This is a genomic window from Microcystis sp. M53598_WE2 (genome assembly GCF_030067735.1).
Lineage (GTDB): Bacteria > Cyanobacteriota > Cyanobacteriia > Cyanobacteriales > Microcystaceae > Microcystis > Microcystis aeruginosa.
In genome coordinates, this window is record NZ_JASJFE010000721.1 from 1 (window position 1) to 5,401 (window position 5,401).

Genomic DNA, 5,401 nt, shown 5'->3' on the forward strand with positions numbered 1-5,401 from the left:
GGGGGCAAGGGGGACTATCGTAGGGCATACGAAAAGTAACGCTTAGGGAGAGAACCACCTCTGGGTTGGATAACGCCAGGCATCTAATTTAAGTGGACTCGTTGAACTAAGAATCCCGAAGCGCTTAGTGCGACGGGAGTGTCAAATAACTTCAAATTTTCGTGAGTGTTCACTTATCAGTGATCAGTTATCAGTGATCAGTTATCAGATTTAAGTTTACCGATCTTCCCACTTCCCACTTCCTCACTTCCCCACTTTCCGATTCATAATTCATAATTCATAATTCCCGATTAACGAATGGGTTTAGCTAAATCACCGATTTTAAAACCATTACCGGTAATGATGCGACCGACGCTAGATTGACCATCAGCTTCGACAATTTCGAGAGTGCCAATCGGTTGAGTAATCTGACGGATAACCTTACCCGTTTGCGGATCCTTGACCGTTTGAGTCGTCCGTTCGATGGAAATGCGTAAACCGACACGATAGCCTTCTCCCGTACCTTTATTGAGAATTACCTGATTTCCCGCCACGGCAGCCACTAAAGCGGTGACAGTCGGGAGCGAGCGAGGTGTAGCGGCGATTTGGTCGGCTTTATCATTGAGATTATCCACCACCCGCGCCACTGCCTTATCGGTGGCAATACTGAGTAATTTCCCTTCATTGGAAGTTTGGGAACCACCCCCAACGCCTAAAACCACGGTTGAACCATCGGATTGATTGGCAGTACCATCTCCCTGAGCGGTGGTAATAATTTCGGCCGTGGTGGTATTAATTGCCCGGACATTTAACTTGACAAAAGCATCGGTTTCTGTCTTGGCGGTGCTAAAAATAATAAACGAGCCACCGGATTGTTTTTTTTGTAAATCGAATTGGGTAATCGAACCGATAATCACCACATCTACCCCCAAAATTTGCCCGATTTGAGCGGCGGTAGCGGCATCTACCCGTCCCGAAGCTCCTAAATTTTGTTCTCTGAGGACAGCATCAATGCGACTGCGCTCAATGACTGTATAGCGACCACTTTCCACCAATCTATTGACGAGAATATCACTAACACCACTGGCTCCACCATTGAGAAATGTTAACCACTGGGGATTACTAAGACCGCTATAATCGAAGTCTAAAACCGCTACTCGCACCTTTTCGCTTTTTTGGGCTAAGAGTAGCGGTAAATTGTTAGAGATAGCTTGGGAGAAAGCCGGTGCGTTGAGGCTAAAACCCAAACTAGAAGCGACTCCCACAAGGGTAATCAGGGCAGAAAAACCACGGATACTATCTCGATCGAACATGATAAGGGGTTCTCCAGTCAAATAGAATATAGATCATAATACATCTGAAAATTGCTCTAACTATCGAGAGTGATCAAGAGCGAGAATTTTGAATGGCAGTAATTAAACCTCTCACCTCCTCGGTTCCCTCGGAAGCTTCAAAGGAAGTGGGAAATTTACCCTTAGCAATCATCCGCAATCCCAAGGGGGCAATACTTAATAAACCCTGTAAATCGCGCCAATAATTGCCCACCACATAGAGGCCGAATTTGCGTTCATCAACCCATCCCCCTGCTTTGACTAATTCCACTAAAACTTTCCGGTGACGAATGGGACGACTACTATCGTCCGACTTGCGAGCGAGTATTTCCTGTTTAATTTTACTAATCTGATCCATGGGAGCCACTTCCATGGGACAAACCGCATTACAGAAATAGCAGCGCGTACACCCCCAAACCCCTGCGGTGCCTTGATTATAAAGTTCTAGGCGACTTTCCTGATTACCATCGCGGGAATCTGCTAGGGTGCGCTGCGCTTTTGCTAAAGCGTGGGGACCGACAAAATCGGGATTCACTTGCTTGGCATTACATTCCGAATAACAGGCGCCGCACATAATGCAGTTACCCATCTGATTGAGATTGGCTCTTTCTTCTGGAGTTTGCAGAAATTCTCGTTCGGGAATGGTGCGTGCTTGACTACTGATATAAGGTTCAACCTTTTCTAAATCGTCCCAAAACGGTTGCATATTGACGATTAAATCCCGGATAATCGGTAAATTACCCAGAGGGGCGATCGTGATTTCGGGAATTTCTCCGGCATCTTTTTGGCTACAATGGTTTAATTCACTGGCGATATTTTTTTGACAAGCCAAGGCCGAACGGCCGTTAATTTTCATCGCACAGCTGCCACAAATTGTATTGCGGCAATTTTTACGAAAGGCCAAAGTTCCATCAAGTTCCCATTTGATGCGATTAAGGCAGTCGAGAATTGTATTTCCCGCCTCCACCTCTAGGGTAAAATTTTCTAGGTAGGGGGTGTCGTTGGGTCGTTGACGCAGAATTTTAAAAGAAACTTCCATACTCGGCACGGGGATGAGGGACTCCTAATACTCAGGATAATCGATGTTAACGGGCCAAAGGGGAGCTAGTAATGGTAATTAATCCTTAAGATTTTCCCCGGTCGGTTGAGCCAAGGGGTGGGTATCTAGACCTAATCATAGATGGGCAAGTCGATGGAAAACAGTTTAATCACCCCGGATTTACTGCTCTGGGTCATTAGTTTTTTGCCAACTCCAACCAGAAGTATAGTTTCTCAATTCCTTGCTAGGTATAGCTTGATCGGTTTTATGTCCTCACTTTCTCCTCCCTGTTTTCCTCGCACCCGACCAAAAATTGCGAGAGTCTTAACCAAAAATTTCCTCTCCCCCACAAGGTTTACACTTACTACCTAGTCTGGGGTCTTCTTAGCACGATTGTCATCACCGAACCATCAGTTTTAAAAAATTTATTATTCCCCTCTAGACATTTTTGGCAAGATTTTTGGTATGATCAATTTGTCAGTGTAAACTTAATTGACAGTCAGTCAAAAATCAAGGGACATTTAAAAGTACCATGAGTGATATCTCTCCTACTCCCCTAACCGGGAAAGCTCTACTACAAAAAGTCAAAGAGTTGGCCCACTTACCCCGTCGCGAAACGGCAAAACGTTGTGGTTACTACTCCCAAAGTAAAGATGGTCAAGTTCGGGTCAATTTAACCGACTTTTACGATGCTGTTTTGGGTGCAAAAGGGGTTCCTCTCGATCCCGAAGGCACTAAAGATGGCCGCGGCCGCGAACCCACTTTCCGGGTTAGTGTCCACAAAAATGGTCAAATCGTCATCGGTTCCACCTACACCGAACAAATGAACTTGCAGCCCGGCGATGAATTTGAAATCAAACTTGGCTACAAGCACATCCACCTCAAACAAACGGAATCAGAAGAATCGGTAGAAGCTTAAATAGGTTACGGAGTAGGGATAGGGATAAAAAAAATCGGCAGTCAAAAGGGCTAGTTTTGACAAGACCGACCGAAAAGACAATATGGATTCTTACCCCTAATTCTAACCCCTGACCGCCTCTTTTATCAACTTGAGGGGTTTTCCTTAAGCACTTTTTCTTCTTTTTCGCAACCCCCTAGGGATGGATTTTTGTTGGAGCTAGGCTTTACCAGCGCAAAGTTCCACAGTTATCCTATGCCTAGGGGGTTGGTTTTATGGGTGTTAGGAGACAGGAGACTCCGAGTTAGTATTCAGGAGATTATTTTTGTTTATTCTTCCCACACCCTACACCCCACACCCTACACCCCACACCCCACTTCTCTAACACCTAATTGACAATGGACATTGCTGCCTTAATAAAAATTATTATTTTCCTGTTAGTCTGGTTAATTCTCTGGCTGCCCATTGCCATTGTTTTAGGGAGTCGTTTGGGATGGCAACCGCTGCAAGGGACAAAACCTGACCAGAAATTGCCACTGGTGGCCTCTCTTTACGTCTTGGCTCCCTTAGTTATCTGGGGATTATTAAAGATAGAGGGGAGCAGCCTCCATAATTACGGATTAATTTGGTCATTTTCCCTATTTATCTCCCTAACTAAAGGATTAATCCTAGCAGTGGTGGGATTAGGGATAATTTTTTTCCTAGAGGGGATTTTGACATGGGTACATTGGCAGCCCAAAAACCTCACTCGCGCTTTTTTCTTGAGTTCACCCCTGTTGATAGTGGCCCTCTGGGTGGGTATTACCGAGGAATTAATCTTTCGGGGCATCTTTTTGAGCCAATTAAGCCAAGAATACGGTTTTTGGGTGGCGGGAGCCATTTCTAGCCTAATTTTTGCCCTGCTGCACCTGCTTTGGGAACGTCAGCAAACGCTGCCGCAACTACCCGGTTTATTTCTGATGGGGATGGTTCTGGTCTGGGCGCGGGCGATCGATCATGGTAGTTTAGGATTAGCTTGGGGACTTCATGGCGGTTGGGTATGGGGATTGGCCTTGCTAGACAGTGCCGAATTGATGTCTTACAGCGATTCTGGGTTAGCTTGGGTTAAAGGTATCTATAACCAACCTTTAGCGGGTTTAGCCGGCATTCTTTGCCTCTTGGGGACAGCTTGGGGGTTAAACTTGCTTCAGTAGCCAAAAGCCGGTAAAAGTGCGACCAGAATCATCCGGTTGTATGAGGAGAAAGTGTAAACCTTGGCCTTCCTCTTTGGTTGCTTGATAAGCATTGGCTGCCCGGGCCACTTCTTCATCTTCGTAGGTCAGGAAAATCCAACGCTCATTTAGACCCGATTCCAAGACTAAACCGCCCGATCGCCCCGTTTCTGTGGGAATATGATCGATAAATACTGGGTTAATTTCCTCTAACCAACGAGCGATCGCCAGAGATTTTTTACCACCGGTAATAACCACACCGGGGATCATTAAAGTGGAGGCTAAACCTAGTTTTAAAGGAGAAAAGGCCTCTGGTAGGGAAAGAATCGGTATTCGGCGATCGCCAAAAAAGTTAACTAAATCAACGGCGGGAAAACGAGCAAAACGCCACTCTTGACCTAAAAATTGGTCGGGTACGGGTTGTGGTGGAGGATAGTCGATATTTATGGGGATTTGCCGCAATTCTAGCTGTTTTTTCAGGGCGTTAACGTGACGGGTTAACTCGATTTTGATCTGTAAATTCTGACCAGCGAGGAGAAATAAATTGGCGCATTGGGGGCGAAAAACTTGGATAATTTCTGGGGGGGAGACTTGACAAGCTTGCTGTAACTGTTGGGTTAACCAGTCGCTATTAGCTTGGGATTGGGGACAGGAATTTTCATAGATAAGATGACCGAGAGGATCGGAAATTAACAATTGCCAGACTGTGCCAAGAGGGGAAGAAGATGAAGATTTATAAAAATCCGCTTGCCAAATAGTCATAATTCAGTAAAAAGTCACCAGTAAAAAGTCAAAAAATGGTCAGGAGTAGAGGTCAACTAAAAATTTTACCTTACCAAGACTTTTAAAATCTAGGAGCGAGACAAAAAAGGCTATATACTAGGGAAAGCTATAGCAAAAAATATCGAGACAATGGAAGAAAATTGGCTAGAAATTGGGACAA

General features: G+C 45.2%; 5 protein-coding genes. 2 read left to right on the forward strand and 3 right to left on the reverse strand.

The window, feature by feature from the left end; translation table 11 throughout:
* Positions 1–290: 290 nt before the first annotated feature.
* Positions 291–1,292: a CsgG/HfaB family protein gene (locus tag PX636_RS14730; protein ID WP_002795463.1), complete on the reverse strand. Its 1,002-nt coding sequence runs from the start codon at positions 1,290–1,292 to the stop codon at positions 291–293.
* Positions 1,293–1,365: 73 nt separating this feature from the next.
* Entirely contained in the window at positions 1,366–2,349 is a 984-nt protein-coding gene (locus tag PX636_RS14735) for a succinate dehydrogenase/fumarate reductase iron-sulfur subunit (protein WP_002795461.1), read from the reverse strand.
* 532 nt (positions 2,350–2,881) lie between these two features.
* Between PX636_RS14735 and PX636_RS14740 the strand changes: the two genes are divergently transcribed.
* Entirely contained in the window at positions 2,882–3,268 is a 387-nt protein-coding gene (locus PX636_RS14740) for an AbrB family transcriptional regulator (RefSeq protein WP_288117676.1), read from the forward strand.
* 377 nt (positions 3,269–3,645) lie between these two features.
* A complete protein-coding gene (locus PX636_RS14745) occupies positions 3,646–4,440 on the forward strand; it encodes a CPBP family intramembrane glutamic endopeptidase (protein ID WP_012264786.1) in 795 nt (264 codons plus the stop codon).
* On the opposite strand, the gene PX636_RS14750 is transcribed toward PX636_RS14745, so the two are convergent.
* Positions 4,423–5,220, reverse strand: coding sequence for a Tab2/Atab2 family RNA-binding protein (locus tag PX636_RS14750; RefSeq protein WP_002795456.1), 798 nt, complete (start codon positions 5,218–5,220; stop codon positions 4,423–4,425). The genes PX636_RS14745 and PX636_RS14750 overlap by 18 nt on opposite strands.
* Positions 5,221–5,401 lie beyond the last annotated feature (181 nt).

Bases quoted from the DNA above. Each gene is read 5' to 3' on its own strand.
- PX636_RS14730 (WP_002795463.1), bottom strand. From the start codon at position 1,292: ATGTTCGATCGAGATAGTATCCGTGGTTTTTCTGCCCTGATTACCCTT.
- PX636_RS14735 (WP_002795461.1), bottom strand. From the start codon at position 2,349: ATGGAAGTTTCTTTTAAAATTCTGCGTCAACGACCCAACGACACCCCC.
- PX636_RS14750 (WP_002795456.1), bottom strand. From the start codon at position 5,220: ATGACTATTTGGCAAGCGGATTTTTATAAATCTTCATCTTCTTCCCCT.
- PX636_RS14745 (WP_012264786.1), top strand. From the start codon at position 3,646: ATGGACATTGCTGCCTTAATAAAAATTATTATTTTCCTGTTAGTCTGG.
- PX636_RS14740 (WP_288117676.1), top strand. From the start codon at position 2,882: ATGAGTGATATCTCTCCTACTCCCCTAACCGGGAAAGCTCTACTACAA.